The sequence below is a fragment of the Lutibacter sp. genome (assembly GCF_021647475.1).
GTDB lineage: Bacteria > Bacteroidota > Bacteroidia > Flavobacteriales > Flavobacteriaceae > Lutibacter.
This window is the reverse complement of sequence record NZ_JAKIUR010000010.1, coordinates 1-19,438: the sequence shown is the minus strand read 5'-3', so window position 1 is coordinate 19,438 and position 19,438 is coordinate 1. Positions and strand designations below refer to the sequence as shown.

The window sequence follows — 19,438 nt, the reverse complement described above, 5'->3', positions numbered from 1 at the left end:
GTGAAAATCATTTTATTAGAAGAATCTTGGCGATTTATCAAATCCTTTATGTAAGTTGAAAATATCTAAATTATAAAGCACAAATATTTCGTGCGATCCAGAACTAAAAGGTCCTAAGTTTGACGTGGTATAGTCGTAAGCATAACCAATTTTTAATTCAGGAGTTGCTTTGAAATTAATTAAGCCACTTATTGCATCATCAATTCGATAGCCAATTCCAACTTCTAGTCTGTTTTTATACAAAGCATTAAGGGTGAAATCAAAAACTGCATCAGCTCCTTTAACAACTTTAGCCATAAAGGCAGGTTTTAATTTTATTAGGTCATTTAATTTATAAACGTAGCCTCCTGTTAAAAATACATGAGCTTGTTTAGTGCCTTGATATCTTCCATTATCTCTATCTAAATATTTATTATTTAGTAGTGTAGGTACGGATAAGCCAACATAATAATTATCGGTATTATAATAAACTCCAGCACCTATATTGAAATAAGATTTATGAATATTATTAGCAAAATTTGGATCTGTAAAAACATCGCCAGATTCAAGTGTAAATCCATTAAAATCTACATCAAAAAAAGAAACTCCTGCTTTTAATCCAAAAGATAAATTTCCATATTCTTCTAAATCTAATTTATAAGCAACATCGGCATACAAATTATTTTGTTTTACAACATTACCAATATTATCATTTACTAAAGTAAAACCGACTTCAATTTTATTATTAATAGGTGTATGCATAAATAAATTTGATGATTTTGGAGCTCCATCAACACCAACCCATTGTGTTCGGTGTAAAGCACCTATATTTACAATTCCTATGGTATTTGTTGTATATGCAGGGTTTATTACACTCATATTATACATATATTGCGTGTATTGAGCATCTTGTTGAGACCAAATTACAAGTGTAATAAAAAGTGATAGTATGGATAGAATAATTTTTTTCATATTGTTTAATTTTTCGTTAATTAATGATTAACGACTTAGGTATAATCTTTTTTGAATTGGTTTTCTATTATTTTTATTAAAATTGATGATATAGAAATAAACTCCAGAAGGAACCAACTTACCATTACCATTTAATCTCCCATTCCAATTGGGTTTAGTAGCATCTTGTGAATAAATTAATTTACCCCATCTATTGTAAAATTCTATCCTAAAATTAGGATATAAAGTTTTTAAATTTCCAACTTTAAAGGTATCGTTGATATTATCACCATTTGGAGAAAAACCATCAAATAGTTCTATATCGTACATATCACAAGCATCTAAAGTTACGGTTACTTGTAACGGATTTATACTTGAACAAGCATCGGTATCGGTTTCAATGGCATAATAGGTTTTACCTTCAACCAATGGTTCAGATAAACTTAAAGATGAACCATTTGGATATGTATCATACCAAGTAATCGGATTAGAATTTGTACTTGTAACTCTGCTATTTAAATCTGAAATTGTAGGATTATCAATAACGCAAAATTCACTTCCAGTAGCTACAATTGTTGGTGTTCCAGGATCTGTTAAAATTACATTAACCACCATTCTCGTTGAGCTTTCGCATCCAGTTGTATTAGTTTGGGTAGCCCAATAATCTTCTCCATTTACTAATAATTCATTTATATCTAATGGCGTAGTCGAGGTTTCTGACTCATACCAGTTAATAGAATTTCCACTAGCTTGTAAATTTTCAACAGTTGGCACATCGGTTGCACAAAAAGTTTGTGTAGAATTATTTATTGTTACAGGTGTATTATCAGTTATGGCAATGGTGACTTTAAGTCTTGAAATACTTTCACATCCAGAAGTTGCATCGCTTTCTGCAGCCCAATAATCTTCTCCATCAATTAAAGCATCTGTTGAGTTTAATGGTGTTGTATCCGTTTCATTGTCATACCAATTAATATTAGTTCCGTTGGCTTGTAAATCTGCAATTGTTGGATTGTCAACTATACAAAATGTTTGATTTGTTTCAGAAGTAGTTGGAGTAGCAGGATTAATAAATGTAATGGTTACCACTAATCTAGTAGCACTTTCACAGCTAGAAGTAGCATCGGTTTGTGTAGCCCAATAATCTTCTCCATCTATTAAATTATCAGTACTATTTAACGGAGTAGTATCTGTTTCAGAAGCGTACCATATTATTGAATTTCCAGAAACATTTAAATCTGCAACAGTTGGTAAATTTGGATTAAAATCTTTTAAACAAAAAGATTGATTTGTTTCAGTAGTTGTAGGTGGTGGAGTTGTATTAATAATAACATTCACTACAATTCTGGTAGCACTTTCACAGCCAGAAGTAGTGTTAGTTTGTGAAGCCCAATAATCTTCTCCATTTACTAAAGCATCTGTACTATTTAAAGGAGTTGTAGAAGTTTCAGTATCATACCATTGAATATTAGTTCCAGTTATTGTTAAATTATTGATAGTTGCATTATCGATTTCACAGAAAGTCTGGTTTGTTTGAATAGTTGTTGGAGGTGGAGTTATGTTTATAGTAACATTTACCACAATTCTATTAGCACTTTCACAACCTGTTGTAGTATCAGTATCCGAAGCCCAATAATCTTCTCCATCTACTAAAGCATCCGTTGAATTTAATGGTGTTGTAGAAGTTTCAGTATCATACCACTGAACATTGTTTCCTGAAACTGCTAAATCTGCAACAGTAGCGTTATCAACTTCACAAAAACTTTGATTGGTTTGCGTTGTAGTTGGTGGTGGAGTTGTGTTTACAGTAACAATAACTTGAATTCTGGTAGCACTTTCACAGCCAGAAGTAGCATCTGTTTGGGTAGCCCAATAATCTTCTCCGTCAATTAAAGCATCTGTATTATTTAAAGGAGTTGTAGAAGTATCTGTATCATACCAAAGTATTCCATTACCTGTAATTGCTAAATCACCAACTGTTGGGTTGTCAATATCACAAAAAACTTGAGAACTTGTTGAAGTAGATGGCGGAGGTGTTTTATTAATAACTACAGAAATTGTTGTAGCATCATCTGGGCAAATCCCATTAAGGCTTGAAACCGTATAAGTGTAAGTTCCTTCTACATTAACACCTGGTTCAAAAGTTCCTAAATAGCCATTTGTTAATGCACTTGGTCCAGTCCAAGTACCTGTATTATCAGGTGTTCCGCCTAATAAGCTAAATAAATTGGTTGTAGTTAAATCAATTTCGCAAATTGTTAATGAACCATTTGTTCCTGCATTCGGTGCTGCATCTAATTGGACGGTAGTTTGCACTCGTGTTGTACTTTCACATGGAAAAGAATTTTCAACTACCCAATAATCTTCTCCATCAATTAAAGGTTCTGAAACATTTAATGGAGTTGTGGAAGTTTCAGTATCATACCAAACAATATTTGTTCCGCTTGTTACTTGTAAATCTGCCACCGTTGGATTTGGAGGATAACAAAATGACTGAATAGGATTTACAGTTGGTGTTACTGGATTTATTAAACTAACTGTTGTTGGTAAACGATTACTTGTACAACCACTTTCGGTTTGTTGAACCCAATAGGTTTGTCCATCAACCAAAAGAGTTGTTGATGGAAGAAAATTTCCTCCTGTTTGTGCATCGTACCATTTAATATTGGATCCTGTTGCATTTAAACTAGCAATAGTTGGATTTTCGCTGGCACATTTACCTACAAAAACATCAACATTAGTTGGTACAGTACCAACAATAGATACCAAAACAGCTAATCTATTTACGCTGCAACCACTACTGCTTATATCATCAGCGTAATAGGTTGTTCCATCAAAAAGTGGAGTAGAAGGATTGTATTGAGTTCCTCCTGTGAGTGCATCATACCAAACAATTATTCCACCAGAAGCCGATAGATCATTTACCGTACTATTGTCTGTTTTACAAAAAGTTTGTGGTGAAGCTCCAGTTGGTGTAGCATTTGTGCATTGTGAATATCCTAATTGAATATTTGAAAATAAGGGAATTACAAATAATAAAAATATTTTTATTGTAATTGAAAAGTAATCTTTTTTCATAAAAAGAAAATTTGTGTTAAATTTTATAGATGAATTTAATAATATTCTTAAATTTAAGAAGTTAGAAGTGATTTTTAAAGTTTAAATTTAAGTATTTAGGTAAAGTTATAAACAAAGTTATTAAAAAAATAACAGCTATTTTTTATTCATTTTAAAAGGTTTAATTACATTTGATAATCTTAATAAATTTGATTAATGAACATACATTTTATTGCAATTGGAGGAAGTGCCATGCATAATTTAGCACTTGCCTTAGTGGAAAAGGGATATCATATTACAGGAAGTGATGATGCCATTTTTGAGCCTTCAAAATCTAGATTAAACGCAAAAGGATTACTTCCAAAAGAATTAGGTTGGTATCCGAATAAAATAACTAAAGATTTAGACGTAATTATTTTGGGGATGCATGCAAAAGCTGATAACCTAGAATTACTAAAAGCAAAAGAATTAGGCATTAAAATTTATTCTTATCCAGAGTTTCTTTATGAGCAATCAAAAAATAAAACACGTGTTGTTATAGGTGGTTCTCACGGAAAAACAACCATTACAGCTATGATTTTACATGTACTAAATTATCATAATATTCAAGTTGATTATATGGTAGGAGCTCAGTTAGAGGGTTTTAACACTATGGTTCATTTAACAAAAGAAAATGAATTTATAGTGTTGGAAGGAGATGAATATTTGACTAGTCCAATAGATTTAAGACCAAAATTTCATTTATACAAACCTAATATCGCTTTAATAAGTGGAATTGCCTGGGATCATATTAATGTTTTTCCAACTTTTGAAAATTATGTTGAGCAATTTTCTGAATTCATTAAAACAATTACTAATGGTGGAATTTTAGTATATAACGAAGAAGATGCTGAAGTTAAAAAAATTGTAGCACAAGCTGAAAATTCAATTAAAAAATACCCATATAATACGCCAAATTATACTATAAAAAATGGAATAACTTATTTAGAAACTGCTTTAGGTGAAATGCCGTTAGAAATTTTCGGCAAACACAACTTGCAGAATATGGCGGGAGCTAAATGGATTTGCCAGCATATGGGAGTTGATGAAGATAAATTTTATGAAGCAATTAGTACTTTTAAAGGAGCTAGCAAACGACTTGAAAAAATCATTAAAAATGAATTTACAGTTGTTTTTAAAGATTTTGCCCATTCACCTAGCAAAGTAAAAGCGACAACCAATGCCGTTAAAAATCAATATAAAAACAGGAACCTATTAGCTTGTTTAGAATTGCATACCTATAGTAGTTTAAATACTGAATTTTTATCAGAATATAAAGGAGCTTTAGATAATGCAGATACAGCAGTTGTATTTTATTCACCTCATGCACTTGAAATTAAAAAACTAGAAAAAATTTCATCAGCACAAATAAAAAAAGCGTTTGAAAGAGATGATTTAATAGTTTATACCAATCCAACTGAATTTAGAGATTTTTTGTTCTCTCAAAATTTTAGAAATACAGCGTTACTTTTAATGAGTTCAGGTGATTATGGAGGATTAAATTTTAATAAATTAGAACAAGTAATAACACAAAATAATAAAGGATAAAATTATCTTAATTTAATTTTTTATATAGGTTTAAATAAATTATTTATAGTTAAATTTGCAATCTAATTCTACAAAAATGACAAAAGATTCAAATATTGGTTTAAACGTAATAAGTTTAGATGTTCGTTCAACAATAGAAGGAGGGAATGATCCATTTAAAGAAATAATGGTAGCAATTAAAAAATTAAACTCAAATGAAACTCTTAAAATTATAAATTCCTTTGAACCAATTCCTTTGATAAATAAATTAAAGAAACAAGGTTTTACAATTTGGACAGAAAGACCAGAAATAGGAGTTGTACATACCTTTTTCAAAAAAGAAAATGAAGTAGTAGATAAAAAAAGTGAAGATTTTGAAGAGGTAACTTTAAGTGAAGATTTTGATGAAAAATTACAATTTTTTGAAGGGAAATTAAAAATTATTGATGTTAGGCAATTAGAAATGCCTGAGCCAATGACCACTATTTTACAAGAATTAGAATTACTTCCAAAAGGCAATGCATTGTTTGTAGAGCATAAAAAAGTGCCACATTTTTTGTTACCCGAATTAAAAGCTAGAAACTTTGAAATATTGTACAAAAAACTTTCAGAAAACCATTTACAATTGATAATTTATAAAAATTAGATTTTGAATGGATTGCAAACAAATAATGCCCCAGATAGTAGTGTTGTAATTCCTCATTTTGTATTTGGAGCAATAAACTTTTTTGTGCTAGCTATTATGATTATACTGGCTAATACCAATTTATTTGAAGCCTATTTTAACAATAAATTAATTGCAATAACTCACATGGCTGTTTTGGGCTGGGCAACTATGATTGTTTTTGGATCCTTATATCAATTAATTCCTGTAGTTTTTGAAACTTCATTATATAGTGAAAAACTTGCCAAGTTTACTTTTTGGATATCTGCAATTAGCGTACTTTTTTTAACATATTCTTTTTGGGTTGGTGCATTTTCAACTTTATTGGTTTATGCAGCGTTGTTGATGTTCTTTTCGTTGCTTTTATTTGTTATAAATGTAGTGCTTTCCTATAAAAAATCGGAACTAAAAAATACTTCTTCTAAATTTATAATTGTAGCTATTTTATGGCTTGCAACCACAGAATTAGTGGGAACAATAATTGCTTTAAACTTTAAATTTAATTTTCTAACAGTAATTCATTTACACTATTTAAAAATTCATGCAACATTAGGACTTATAGGTTGGTTTTTAATGTTAATTATTGGAGTTGGTTCTACATTGTTACCTATGTTTTTAATTTCTCATAATTTAAAATACAAAAAACTAGACTATTCATTTTATATGATAAATGCTGGTCTTTTAGGTTTAGTTATAAACTGGTTATTTTTTAAAAACTCACTATTTACTATTGTATTTTGGACTATAATTGTTGCAGGAATATTATTTTTTGTTTCATTTATTTATGAATCGTATAAAAAGAGAATTCGTAAAAAATTAGACATAGGTATGCAATATTCTATGTTAGCAATTTTAAATATTTTGTTGCCAATACTAATTAGTTTAGTATTATTAATTGGTTTTAATTTTAAATTCGAATTATTATCAAGAGTTGTTATATTGTACGGATTTTCAATTGTTTTTGGATTTATAACAACCTTAATTTTAGGACAAACTTATAAAACCTTACCTTTTATTATTTGGTTAAAAAAATATAAAAGTTTGGTAGGAAAAGTTAAAACTCCTTTGCCTAGAGAATTGTATTCAAAACAAATAGCCACCATTCAATTTTATTTATATCTATTATTTTTGGTAGTAGTACCAATAGGTTTTTTGCTGAAGAATAATAGCATAATTAAAGTAGGAAGTTTTTCGCTTTTGGCAGTATCAATTCTTTACAACATTAATGTATTAAAAATAATTTTTCATAAAGTTAAAAATATTGAAAATGGATAAACAAGAAATAGCTCAATTTGAGATAAATGCTTTAGAATTACTTAAAAATGTAATGGATCCTGAAATTGAAATTAATGTGGTTGATTTAGGGTTAATATACGAGTTGTATTATGATGGCGATAAAAAAATTAATATTGTAATGACTTTTTCAACACCATCTTGTCCATTAGGTGAAACAATTAAAACTAATATCAAAGAAACTATCAAACAAAAATATCCTGATTTTACGGTAACTATTGATGTAGTTTTTCATCCACAATGGAACACATCTATGGTAAGTGAAGAAGGAAAAAGAATATTAGGACTTTAATTTTTTTGATAGTTTATTAAACTTTTTTAAATTTAAAAGGTCTAAATAAATTATATCAAAAAAGCTCAAAGAAACAAGTTATCAAAACTATTAAAATTTGACGAACGAATCTGAATTTTTAGAAAGATTAAAAAACAATAAGCATAGAGAAAAAGCATTTGTTGAATTGCTTAATCTTTATCAAGAACGTTTGTATTGGCATATTAGAAAATTAGTGATAACACATGAAAATACAAACGATGTTTTACAAAATACTTTTTTAAGAGTTTATAAAAATTTATCAAAATTTCAACAAAAAAGTACATTGCACACTTGGATGTACCGAATTGCTTATAACGAATCTATACGTTTTTTGGATAAAAATAAAAAGAATCAAAATTATTCTTTAGATGATTTAAACAACTCATATTTAAATACTTTAGAACAAGATGTCTATTTTGATGGAGATAAAATTCAGCGTAAATTACAATCCATTTTAAGCAAACTTCCTGAAAAGCAACGGTATATTTTTCAAATGAAATATTATGATGATTTAAAGTTTACAGAAATGTCCGAAATTTTAGAGATAAAAGTAGGTACTTTAAAATCTTCATATTACAATACGGTAAGATATATCGAAAAAAATATTGAAAATATTGAACTATTAATAAAAAATGAGGTCTAAACAATTATGAAAAAGCCAAGAACAAATAACAATAGTGAAAATCAATTAAAATTTGATAAAAGTTTGAGATTAACACATCAAAAAGATTTAGGTTTAGAAATCCCAAAAGATTATTTCTCAAACTCAAAACAAGTTATATTAGATAAAATATCTGATACCAAAGTGCGACCATTATTTAGCAGAAGAATTTTTTTAATTCCAATGGCAGCCGCCGTTGCATTAATTTTGGCACTTGTAGTTTTTAAACCAAACGCTTTACCATTAAACAATGTACCATTAATAGTTTCAGATACATTAAACCAGATTAATACTAAAGGATTAGTAAATAATAATACTTATTTTGAAGTTGAAGATGTTTCAATAGCAGCTCTTTTTGTAGATGATGATAAAATTGATGATTTTGTAAATGACTACGTTTTAGAAGATGTAATAAAAGATGCATCAGTATCAAATTAATTTTTAAATAGTGAAGTAAACTTTTTTAAAAAGAGTAGGTCTATTTAATAGAACGTTCAATAAAATTAAAAAAATAATAAAAACAACCCATTGTGCATTATGATAAAATTTCGTCAATTCGAGTGAATTTTAGCCTTTTTAGGCTTAAAATTAGTATCGAGAATAGGGTTTTTAGTTAGAGACAATTGTTCTCGATACAATTTTTTATCAAAAATTACTCGAACTGACGTAACAGTAGGTTTAAAAAGTTAAAATGCACAACGAGTTAAAAATAATAAAAATGAAAACAATAAAAATAATTACGTTAGTTATATTTGGGTTATTAGTTGGTCTTTCAAATGTTGAAGCCCAACAGATTCAAAATAGAAGTCAAGCAAATAAGGTCGCAATGGAAAACTTAACAGAAGCTCAAAAATTAATGTTACAGCAACAACGTGAGTTAATTAAACATAATAGAGAAACTTTTAAAGCAAGTTTATCAGCAGAGCAGTTAGCCATTTTAGAAAATGCAGCACTCACAAAACAACAAAGGCGTACAGCATTAATAGCTTCATTTACAAAAGCACAACAACAATTGCTACAACAACAAAAAATGAATATGCAAATGGTTAGGCAACAATTTAAAAGCACATTAACAGATGACCAACTTCAACAAATACGTATGAGGCTACGTGGGTATAAAAATATTCAAGACGGAAAAGAACTTATGGGTAAAGTTAGAGATAGAAGGCATAGACAACATAATTAGAATGAAAATTATTTAATTAATACATTTTATATAAGTGGTTAACTTTTTTAGCCGCTTATATTTTTTTAAATTTATAGAATGAAAAAATACCTCCCTTTAATTTTATGGTTTTCTGGATTATTTTACGGATTTTCTCAAGAAATAACAACTAAAAAAAGTGACATTGACGAAATTATTGACGAATTGTTTGATGAAGATACAACACTTGATGAGCTAGTAGCTTCACTTTCTAACTATCAATTACTATATATATCAGCCAATTATACAAGTGACACCTATTTCTCAGGACGTGATATAGGTATCAATCAATATAATATTAGACCTCAAATCACCTATGTAAATTCAAATGGCTTATTTGCAAGTTTATCAGGTACATATTATAGTGAGTTTCAACCAAAGTGGGATGTAACAGTAGCATCTTTAGGATTTGGAAAAAGTATTGGAAAAAAGAAATTATTTAGATATAGTACATCCTATTCTAGATATTTTTACGCAAATAGTGAAGATAATATATTTTCAAATGCTATAAATTTCAGTTTTGGCGTACATAATAAAAATAGAACTATTGGCACAGTAATATCTGGAGATTATTTATTTGGAAATGATCAATCATACCAAATATTATCAAGAAGCTATATCAAATTAAATTTGGTAAAGACAAAAAAAGCCACCCTGAATTTTACACCGCAACTAAATATTATTACAGGAAAGCAAACCATAGAACTATCAAGATTTGTTGTTGAAAATGGAATGCCAACCTCACAAAGTTATTCAAGTGATGTGTTTAATTTGTATAATACACAAGTTAATTTGCCATTACAATTAAATGTAAATTCATTTGATTTTGAATTAGGTTATAATATTAATTTCCCTTCAGAAATAGGTGATGAAACTAATTTGAAAAACACCAGTTATTTTAATTTTTCTGTGGCATATTTGATAGATTTATAAATAGATATCTTAATTTTTTATAGCATTAATAGTAACCATTTATTTTTTACACTTATATTTGGTAAAAACTGCTGATGAAAAAAACTTCAAATTTAACTATCAAATCTTGGGCAAAAGATGATAGACCACGTGAAAAACTTATTTTAAAAGGAAAAGAATCTTTATCTGATGCAGAATTAGTTGCTATATTAATTGGTTCAGGAAATATAGATGAGAGTGCCGTTGGTTTGGCAAAACGTATTTTAGCATCTATAAATAACAATTTAAATAAATTAGGAAAATTATCTATTACCGATTTAACAAAATTTAAAGGAATTGGAGAAGCAAAGGCAATTACAATAATTACAGCATTAGAATTAGGAAGGCGAAGAAGATTAGAAGAAGCCTTAAAACTTCCAAAAATTACAAGCAGTAAAGCAGTATTTGAGCAAATGCAACCTTTAATAGGAGAGTTGCAACACGAAGAGTTTTGGATACTATATTTAAACAATTCAAATAAAATAATAGAAAAAAATCAACAAAGTAAAGGTGGTTTAACGGGTACTTTAGTAGATGTTAGGTTAGTGTTAAAAAAAGCATTAGAGCTTAATGTAACAGCAATTATTTTATGTCATAATCATCCTTCAGGAAAATTAAAACCAAGTAATGCAGATAAATTACTTACCAATAAATTAAAAACAGCAGGAGAAACCATGGATATAAAAGTGCTAGACCATTTAATAATCACCGAAAATGATTACTTTAGCTTTGCTGATGAAAATTTATTGTAAAAAAAGTCATAATTATTAATTATAACCCATTGTGCATTATGATAAAATTTCGTCAATTCGAGTGAATTTTAGCCTTTTTAGGCTTAAAATTAGTATCGAGAATAGGTTTTTTAGTTAGAGACCATCGTTCTCGATACAATTTTTTATCAAAAATTACCTGCCTTGTCGTCAGGCAGGCTCGAACAGACGTAACAGTAGGTTTAAAAAGTTAAAATGCACAACGGGTTAATTATAATATATTTATAACCCTATGTTATTGGTTTATACACATAAAATTACCCCAAGGCTTAATTATATTTTTAAGCATTTTTTTGTTCGAATTTTACAAATACCAATTACTTTTACAACCAAAGTAGATGAATTTGTAGCTCATAACGGACCAAAAATCACCTATTCTAAATCACCATTAGGTTCTGAATTTTTTATAAGAAGCCATGACTTGCTTTTTGAACAAGGTATAAATGATATTGATATTACTATACTTAATTGGGATGAAACACCTTGTTTTTTTCCAACAGGAGAAAAATCTAGTATTCCTTTTGATATTTTTGCAGCCGGGTTTTATTTAATTAGTAGGTATGAAGAATATTTACCACATGTACAAGATGAACATGATAGATTTCCTGCTGAAGAAAGTTTAGCAGTTAAAAATAACTTTATTGAAAAACCTGTAATTGATATTTGGGCTTATAAATTTTTAGAACTTTTAAAACTAAAATTTCCAAATTACACCTATAAAACTAAAAAATTTGAAATAATTTCTACCATTGATGTAGATGCTGCTTTTGCCTACAAACATAAAGGTTTTGTTAGAACACTAGGCGGTTTTTTAAATGATATTTTTCACTTGCGAATCCTTAATTTTTGGCATCGGTTTTTAACCGTTTTTAATTTTAGAAAAGATCCATTTTATACTTTTAAAGAAATTTTAAAAATTAAAAAAGAATACAATGTGAAAACCCTATTTTTCTTTTTGGTAGGAGATTATACCACTTACGATAAAAACATTTCGGCATCCAATTTAAAATTTCAATCATTAATAAAATCGGTTGCCGATTATGCAAAAATAGGAATGCATCCATCGTATTTTTCATATAAAAGTTTTGAAAAGTTGAAAAAAGAAAAATTACGACTAGAAAATATAATAAATACACCTGTTACCTTTTCTCGTCAACATTTTTTACGTTTAAGTATTCCTGAAACTTATCAAAATTTAATTGATTTAGAAATTAAAGCCGATTTTACTATGGGATATGCAAAAATTGCAGGTTTTAGAGCAAGTACATGTACTCCATTTTATTTTTACGATTTAGATTTTGAAATTCAAACTCCGTTAAAAATTTACTCATTTGCCTTTATGGATGGCACTTTAAAAGATCATATGAAATTAACTAATGAAGAAAGTATTCAAAAGATAATGCTATTAAAAAATGAAGTTAAAAATGTAAATGGAACTTTTATTTCTCTTTTTCATAATGACACTTTAAGTGAAAATAATTACTGGAAAGGTTGGAGCACTATTTATAAACTTACCGTTATTTAATATTTCTTTTTATGATTCAATATTTAAAAAGAAATAAAATTGATATTGAGCTATATGATGCTTGTATTCAAAAATCAATGAATAGCAGAGTTTACGCTTTTAGCTGGTACTTAGATTGCGTTGCAGATAATTGGGATGTACTGGTTTTAAATAATTACGAAGCGGTAATGCCTTTGCCTTGGAGAAGAAAAATTAGATTAAAATATTTATATCCACCTGCTTGGACGCAGCAACTGGGTATTTTTTCTAAAGAAAATATTTCAGAGAAATTAGTTTTAGACTTTTTGGATTCTATTCCTAAAAAATTTATAAAAATTACTGTACAATTGAATTCAGAAAATAGTTGTAGTTTATTAGAATTAGAAGAAAAAACTAATTTTATTTTACCTTTAAATACTCCTAAAAGTGAGCTTATTAAAGGCTTTAATAAAAATCGGAAAAGAGCTTTAAAGAGAGCTAAAGCTACTTCCTTTCAAATTGAAAAGAACATTAATTTAACTACTTTTTTAAATTTTTATTTAGGCGAAGATAAAGATTATGAATTAACTTTAAATCAGATTGAAACTTTAAATAATCTTTTAAAAAGCAATCATAAAAGCATTCATGTTTGGGGAGTTAAAATTGATAATCAATTAGTTACAGGATTTGTTTGGCTTAAAAGTGCGAATAGAATTACGTATTTATTACCAATTGCAACTTTAGAAGCAAAACAAAAAGGGTTACCTACATTATTAATTTCAGAACTGATAAATGAGTTTTCAAATAGCGAAATGATTTTAGATTTAGAAGGTTCTATGATAAAAGGAGTAGCTGATTTCTATAAAAGTTTTAGTGCTAAAAAAGAGGTTTATTATAATTTTTTGAAGTATAATTTCTTATAAAAATAAAAGAATAATAAAAAAGATAAAAAACCTGTAAACCACATGATTATTGCTGAAGTAGTTGCAGCACCTAAAATGCCATATTTAGGAATAAAATAATAATTTAAAACAATATTTAAAGCTAAAGCCAATGTAGTGATTGAAAAATTGATATGTGCTTTTCCTATTGAAGATAATAAATTACCAAAAAGTCCTCGTAATATTAAAATTCCTGACACACCAATGGTTAAAACCATTAAGGAAGAAAAATAAGAAATATAACTTTTTTCAAAAAATGACAGGATAAATTCACCAAAAAAATAAATTACAATAATGCAGGCAAAACTAATTGAGCTAAATAATTTTATATAGTTTATTATATAACTTTTAATATAAATTGAATCTTCAATTTTTTCAGTAAAATTTACAAAATCTGTGGTAATAACCACATTAGATAAAAAAAGCAAACTGTAAGGTACCAAAGAAACATATTTAAAAGCAGTAACTAGCTCCATATCTTTTAAGATAAATCCTAATAAAATAATGTCAATGGAAATTAGTAATTGAGTAGTTACATTAGATAAACTTGCAAAAAAACCATATCTAAAGAATTTATAATTTATAAATGTTAATTTTTTAGGTTTCCCCCAAGAAATATTAAGTTTTGGGATAAATATTAATGAGGAAATAAAAGGAGTTATAATTAAGGCAATGGCATAGCCCAATTCTTTAAAATTATAACTTAAAGTAAAGACAAAAAACACCAATAAAATATTATAAAAAAGCTCAGCTATAGAAAAAAGTTTATTGTTTTTTTGAAGTCTAAATTGAATTTTTATAATTTCAAATATAAAGCTTGATGTTATCATTAAAGATAAAAGGATTAAATAAAAATGAGTTTCATTTAATTCAAAATTTAATAAATAGACAGTAATTATGATTATTACTGTTATAATCAGGCTAATTAGTATTCCTTTTTTTAAGATATAATTAAAAAGAGTATCTTTTTCCTTATTGGATTTTAATTGAGAACCATATCGTAGTAATCCTTGATTTAATCCTAAACTCCCCATTGGAATTATAAAAAGAATTGCTTGAAATGCATATATTACAATCCCTAATTCTTTATTTGGTATTAATTGAAGTGCAATCCAAGATGCAAAAAATGAAAGTAGGCGAGAAGCAATAGTTGTTGTAAATACATAACTGCCAGATCGGTTTAAAAAGTCATTAATAAATTGGATAAAATTTTTCATTTTATAAATTTATTAATCCATAATTCCGTAGAAACTAATTGCCATATTTTGCGTTCATTATTAGATTTTAAAATAAGATCAATTTCATTATTATTAAATATATTTCTATTTTTTAAAGTTGAAATAGTATCATTTATTAAACTTTTAAACTCATTCTTAATCCAGTGTTCTAAAGGTAATCCTAATCCTTTTTTTTGCATAGCAAAGCAACTTGGAGCAATATATTTTTTTGCCAACTGTTTTAAAATGTATTTTTGAGTATTGTTTTTCAATTTATATTTAGTAGGAATTTTAAAAGCAGTCTCTATAAAATTATGATCAAGTAGTGGAAATCTACCTTCAATTGAAAATTGCATAGTACTGTGATCTACAGCTCTAGTTTGATGATTACTGATGTATGATTTTAAATTATAAAAACTGACACCTTCAAAATCATCTGTAAAATTTAAATTACTTTTATTGTATAAATTTGAAATGGTGTTTTTGGTACTACTATTTTTATTCTTAAATAATTTTTTAATTTCAATATCACTATAATTGGTAAAATAATGAGAATAGAATTCACCCAAATTTGTATATTTTGAAATAGTTTTGGCTTTTGAAATTTTCGGATGTAGATTTGGAATTAAATTTATAATATTTTTGTTTCTTTTTAAACTGTTCCAAAATTGTAATTTATAAAAAACATCGTAACCACCAAATAACTCATCACCACCTAAACCGTTAAGTACAACTTTTAAATTATTTTCTGAAGCCATATTTGCTAATATAAAATTAGCTGATAGGTGATGATAAGGCTCTTCATAAGCCGTTATAATATTTTCTAGATTTTTGACTATTTCATTTGGATTAGTATAGGCTATAATGTGATTTAAATGATTTAATTCAGCTGTATCTTTTGCTTCTTTAATTTCGTTATACGCTTCAAATTCTTTAAACCCTAAAGTTAATACTTTAATATTAGGGTTTATTTTTGAAGCTATTACTGAGAGTGTTGTTGAATCAATACCGCCACTCATAAAAGAGCCAACTTCAACATCAGCATTTAATCGATACTTTATAGCGTTGTATAAACTTTCATCAAGTAAATTGATGGATTGTTTTTCAGTTAAACTAAAATCTTGATTGTTAATAGGTATTTCCCAAAATTGTTTTTTTTGTATTTTATTAGTATCTAAGTTAATTATTAAATAGTGAGCAGGCTCAAGAGCTTTAATGTTTTTGAAACTGGTGTTTGGTCTTTGAGCAATTGAAAATCTGAAATTTTGAGATAATCCTTCCCAATTTATTTCAGGTTTGTATAATTTGGAATCTATAATGGCTTTAATAGTGCTTGCGAAAATAAATTGTTTATTATTTTCATGAAAATATAGAGGTTTTATGCCAAGTCTATCTCTAGCAAGAAACACTTCGTTTTTTACTTTATCAAAAATAGATAATGCAAACATTCCGTTAAATTTATGTAATGCTTTCGTATTCCATTCTTTATAAGCATTTAAAACGACTTCAGTGTCTGAGTTAGAGAAAAAAGTATACCCTAAATTGATTAGTTCACTTCTAATTTCTTTATAATTATAAATTTCTCCGTTAAGTATAATCCAATAATTTTGACTCAAATCACTCATAGGTTGATGACTTTTATTGGATAAGTCAATAATTTTTAATTGTCTAAACCCAAAACCTAACTTAAAGGGTTTTGTAGCAGCAGTATCAATATGTTTATATTCTTTGGCAATAGTATCATCTCCATAAAATGGAATGCAATTTTTCATAAATAGCATATAACCTTCATCATCAGGGCCTCTATTAATCATACTTTTTGTCATTAATTTAAGCGAAGATGATTGTTGAAGAGGTTGATTTTTATTTATTATACCAGCAATACCACACATTGTTAATTTATATTTAAAGTTTGCTTATATATTTTAGAAAATGTGCTACTAATAGTATTAATTCCGAATTTATTTTCAGCATAATTATGAATTACTTTTTTATTAGGTTTAATTTTTTTATCATATATTTTTAAAATTGATTTTTCCAAAGTAGCTTCATCTTTAGGCGATATTAAATAACCGAAATTTTGTGGAAAATATTCACTAATACCTCCAACATCTGTTGAAATTACAGGAATTCCACAAGAAAATGCTTCAAGAATTACGCAAGGTAAGTTTTCATAATTACTAAATAAAACAAAAACATTTGATTTTTTTAAATAATTAGCAACTTCATTATGAGGTATATTATCAATAACATTGAAGTTTTTAATATTTAATTTATGAATCAATTGTAAATATTTTTTAGAATTCCCCCCAATTAAATTAAATTCTAAATTTGGAATTTGTTGTTCTAACTTTGAGATTATATTTAGAATTCCTGAGATGTTTTTTATGCTATTATCCATATCTGAAATATGTGAAACAACAAATTTATTTGAATTTATTTTTCCTATATTAAAAATGGAAGTATTTACAACATTAGGTACAGATAAATAATTTCCTTTTAAGCCAAAATCTATCATAGCTTTTTGTAAATGATTTGTAACAGGACATACAAACGTGGCATTTTTAAGAATTAACTTAGTTGTCATTTTTCTCAAAAAACCAATAGAATTATTTAAAGGGAATTGATAATCACTCCAATGCTCAGAAATTATGTAGGGTTTGTGCAAAAACCATTTTAAATACAACGCTATCAATCCAATTGGAAAAGTAATATTGACATGAACTACATCAATAGGTTCAATTTTTTTAATATTGGATAAATAGGCTTTAAAAAAATGAAATAATTTGATTAACTGATTTTTTGATTTAGGTAAGTAAACTAATTTTGTTTCTACATTTTTTGTGATTGTATCGAAATTTTCAGGTGATTTAATGTCAGTATCCGTTACCACATGAATTACAGTTACTTTGTGTTTTGTAGCAACAGCTTCTGCATGTCGTTGCACAAAATCGCCATTAGTAGGAAAAACCCTTGAAGGATACCAACTGCTTATAAAAAGTATATGTAATTTTTTATTCATTCTTTGAAAAACAAATATAAACAGATAAAACTATTTTATATGTTGATTAAATTTATAATTTTAGAGCATGAATATAAAACACATCTTTTTTGATTTAGATCACACACTTTGGGATTTTGAAACAAACTCTGATTTTGCTTTTAAAACCATATTTAAAAAACATAAAGTTCCTGTTGATTTAGATAAATTTCTGAATTATTATCGAAATATCAACCAGGAGTATTGGAAACTATATCGAGAAGAAAAAATCACAAAATCTGCACTTCGTATTGGTAGATTAAAAGATACTTTCACAAAAATTAATATTACCGTGTCAGATAAATTAATTGATGATTTATCGGTTGACTATATTGAGGTGTTACCTAATTATAACGAGCTTTTTGAAGGTGCAATAGAAATTTTAAACTATCTAAAACCAAAATATAAGTTACATGTAATCACTAACGGATTTAATGAAGTACAATACAAAAAATTAAAAAATTCAGGATTAAGCCCTTATTTTGAACAAATAATAACTTCAGAAGATGCTGGCGTAAAAAAACCAAATCCCGTTATTTTTAATTATGCTTTAAAAAAAGCAGCGGCAACTTCAAAAGAATCTATAATGATAGGCGATAATTATGAAGCAGACGTTATGGGAGCTATAAATAATGGAATAGATGCCATTTATTTTAATGTAAAAAAGGAACCTGTATCAAATACCATAAAGAATATTAACTCGTTATTAGAGATAAAGAAGTACTTATAAAAACTCGTTGTGCATTTTAACTTTTTAAACTTGCTGTTACGTCAGGTCGAGCCTGCCTGTATTCTATGACACTACCAAATAAAATTTCATTTATTTAAGCAACAAATTTTAAAGTGTTAACATAAGGTGTTTGTCTATTAACTGTAGCAAAAGCTCTTGCCATTAATTTACATCTAATAATGTTAATAGTACTCATTTTATTTTTTCCTTGTTCTACTCTTTTGTGATAATAGATTTTCATTTCTGGGTTATTTTGGATCGCAGATTTGGCACATAAATCAAAAAGAGATTTAAGTTTTTTATTAGCTAAATTACTTACTTTAGTTTTTCCCCTTATGCTGGTTCCAGAAGTATTTGGAAATGGAGCAATTCCACAATAAGAAGCATATTTTCTCCACGTTTTAAATTTTGTAAAACCATTTGTAGTAACAATCATAAAAAGTGCAGTCTGATCACCAATACCTTTTACACTAACAACTAATTTATATTGCTGATTTAACTTTTGATTTTCCTTAATGATTTGTTTCATTTCCAACTCAATATTCTTGATCTGTTTTGTCAGAAATTCTATCGATTTTTCTTGAATTCCAAATAAGAGTTTATTCTCCTTTCTAAGAT

General features: G+C 27.4%; 18 protein-coding genes. 12 read left to right on the top strand and 6 right to left on the bottom strand.

The genetic code is table 11. The features are described from left to right. Nucleotides 1-15: 15 nt before the first annotated feature. Together L3J60_RS03885 and L3J60_RS03880 are read right to left on the bottom strand one after the other, a co-directional pair. Entirely contained in the window at nucleotides 16-951 is a 936-nt protein-coding gene (locus L3J60_RS03885; RefSeq protein WP_291974177.1) for a type IX secretion system membrane protein PorP/SprF, read from the bottom strand. Between the two features lie 27 nt (nucleotides 952-978). Beyond that, on the bottom strand, nucleotides 979-4,008 hold the full coding sequence (locus tag L3J60_RS03880; protein ID WP_291974176.1) for a gliding motility-associated C-terminal domain-containing protein: 3,030 nt from the start codon (nucleotides 4,006-4,008) through the stop codon (nucleotides 979-981). Nucleotides 4,009-4,203: 195 nt separating this feature from the next. Here L3J60_RS03880 and L3J60_RS03875 point away from each other — a divergent pair, with 195 nt between their 5' ends. The 11 genes from L3J60_RS03875 to L3J60_RS03825 all read left to right on the top strand — a co-directional run bounded on the left by L3J60_RS03875 (nucleotide 4,204) and on the right by L3J60_RS03825 (nucleotide 13,815). Beyond that, a complete protein-coding gene (locus L3J60_RS03875) occupies nucleotides 4,204-5,574 on the top strand; it encodes a Mur ligase family protein (protein ID WP_291974175.1) in 1,371 nt (456 codons plus the stop codon). A gap of 76 nt (nucleotides 5,575-5,650) precedes the next feature. Further along, the gene (locus L3J60_RS03870; RefSeq protein ID WP_291974174.1) at nucleotides 5,651-6,199 is read left to right on the top strand and encodes a DUF2249 domain-containing protein; all 549 of its coding nucleotides are present in this window, start codon (nucleotides 5,651-5,653) and stop codon (nucleotides 6,197-6,199) included. 3 nt (nucleotides 6,200-6,202) lie between these two features. Beyond that, entirely contained in the window at nucleotides 6,203-7,492 is a 1,290-nt protein-coding gene (locus L3J60_RS03865) for a hypothetical protein (RefSeq protein ID WP_291974173.1), read from the top strand. Then, complete coding sequence (locus L3J60_RS03860; protein WP_291974172.1) at nucleotides 7,485-7,802, top strand: metal-sulfur cluster assembly factor; 318 nt, start codon at nucleotides 7,485-7,487, stop codon at nucleotides 7,800-7,802. The genes L3J60_RS03865 and L3J60_RS03860 overlap by 8 nt, the downstream gene beginning before the upstream one ends. Before the next feature lie 97 nt (nucleotides 7,803-7,899). Continuing rightward, nucleotides 7,900-8,466, top strand: a complete 567-nt coding sequence (locus L3J60_RS03855; RefSeq protein ID WP_291974171.1) for an RNA polymerase sigma factor — start codon at nucleotides 7,900-7,902, stop codon at nucleotides 8,464-8,466. A gap of 6 nt (nucleotides 8,467-8,472) precedes the next feature. Then, entirely contained in the window at nucleotides 8,473-8,922 is a 450-nt protein-coding gene (locus tag L3J60_RS03850) for a hypothetical protein (RefSeq protein ID WP_291974170.1), read from the top strand. A 280-nt stretch (nucleotides 8,923-9,202) separates the two neighbouring features. Next, nucleotides 9,203-9,670 (top strand): hypothetical protein, encoded by a 468-nt coding sequence (locus tag L3J60_RS03845; protein WP_291974169.1) that lies wholly within the window; start codon nucleotides 9,203-9,205, stop codon nucleotides 9,668-9,670. A 78-nt stretch (nucleotides 9,671-9,748) separates the two neighbouring features. Further along, nucleotides 9,749-10,621, top strand: a complete 873-nt coding sequence (locus L3J60_RS03840) for a hypothetical protein (RefSeq protein WP_291974168.1) — start codon at nucleotides 9,749-9,751, stop codon at nucleotides 10,619-10,621. Nucleotides 10,622-10,692: 71 nt separating this feature from the next. Continuing rightward, nucleotides 10,693-11,391 carry a DNA repair protein RadC gene (gene radC / locus L3J60_RS03835; RefSeq protein WP_291974222.1) on the top strand — a complete coding sequence of 233 codons (699 nt, stop codon included), beginning with the start codon at nucleotides 10,693-10,695 and terminating at the stop codon, nucleotides 11,389-11,391. A gap of 250 nt (nucleotides 11,392-11,641) precedes the next feature. Next, the gene (locus L3J60_RS03830) at nucleotides 11,642-12,934 is read left to right on the top strand and encodes a polysaccharide deacetylase family protein (protein WP_291974167.1); all 1,293 of its coding nucleotides are present in this window, start codon (nucleotides 11,642-11,644) and stop codon (nucleotides 12,932-12,934) included. An 11-nt stretch (nucleotides 12,935-12,945) separates the two neighbouring features. Then, the gene (locus L3J60_RS03825; RefSeq protein ID WP_291974166.1) at nucleotides 12,946-13,815 is read left to right on the top strand and encodes a hypothetical protein; all 870 of its coding nucleotides are present in this window, start codon (nucleotides 12,946-12,948) and stop codon (nucleotides 13,813-13,815) included. Here the strand turns inward: L3J60_RS03825 and L3J60_RS03820 are convergent. The 3 genes from L3J60_RS03820 to L3J60_RS03810 are packed head-to-tail and all read right to left on the bottom strand — an operon-like array spanning nucleotide 13,785 to nucleotide 18,072. Beyond that, a complete protein-coding gene (locus tag L3J60_RS03820) occupies nucleotides 13,785-15,050 on the bottom strand; it encodes a polysaccharide biosynthesis C-terminal domain-containing protein (RefSeq protein WP_291974165.1) in 1,266 nt (421 codons plus the stop codon). The genes L3J60_RS03825 and L3J60_RS03820 overlap by 31 nt on opposite strands. Further along, nucleotides 15,047-16,942, bottom strand: a complete 1,896-nt coding sequence (gene asnB, locus L3J60_RS03815; protein WP_291974164.1) for an asparagine synthase (glutamine-hydrolyzing) — start codon at nucleotides 16,940-16,942, stop codon at nucleotides 15,047-15,049. Before asnB ends, L3J60_RS03820 begins: the two co-directional genes overlap by 4 nt. A 2-nt stretch (nucleotides 16,943-16,944) precedes the next feature. Next, on the bottom strand, nucleotides 16,945-18,072 hold the full coding sequence (locus tag L3J60_RS03810; RefSeq protein ID WP_291974163.1) for a glycosyltransferase family 4 protein: 1,128 nt from the start codon (nucleotides 18,070-18,072) through the stop codon (nucleotides 16,945-16,947). A 67-nt stretch (nucleotides 18,073-18,139) separates the two neighbouring features. Here L3J60_RS03810 and L3J60_RS03805 point away from each other — a divergent pair, with 67 nt between their 5' ends. Beyond that, nucleotides 18,140-18,820, top strand: a complete 681-nt coding sequence (locus L3J60_RS03805; protein ID WP_291974162.1) for a YjjG family noncanonical pyrimidine nucleotidase — start codon at nucleotides 18,140-18,142, stop codon at nucleotides 18,818-18,820. 94 nt (nucleotides 18,821-18,914) lie between these two features. Here the strand turns inward: L3J60_RS03805 and L3J60_RS03800 are convergent. After that, a partial coding sequence (locus L3J60_RS03800; RefSeq protein ID WP_291974161.1) for an IS110 family transposase occupies nucleotides 18,915-19,438 on the bottom strand: 524 nt, incomplete at its 5' end.